The sequence below is a fragment of the Haloarcula japonica DSM 6131 genome, assembly GCF_000336635.1.
GTDB lineage: Archaea > Halobacteriota > Halobacteria > Halobacteriales > Haloarculaceae > Haloarcula > Haloarcula japonica.
Map to the genome: position 1 here is coordinate 1,464 of NZ_AOLY01000015.1, position 222 is coordinate 1,685.

The following is a 222-nucleotide window of genomic DNA, read 5'->3' on the forward strand; positions in this document are numbered from 1 at the left end:
GAACGAGTCACAACGACGTTGGCTACTATGCCAGCTGGTGGATTGCTCGGCTCAGGCGCTGATGAAGGACGTGCCAAGCTGCGATAAGCCATGGGGAGCCGCACGGAGGCGAAGAACCATGGATTTCCGAATGAGAATCTCTCTAACAATTGCTTCGCGCAATGAGGAACCCCGAGAACTGAAACATCTCAGTATCGGGAGGAACAGAAAACGCAACGTGAT

General features: G+C 53.2%; 1 rRNA gene. It reads left to right on the forward strand.

The annotated features are described in order from the left end of the window. Window positions 1-13: 13 nt before the first annotated feature. Window positions 14-222 (forward strand): 23S ribosomal RNA (locus C444_RS07590); the annotation flags it as partial.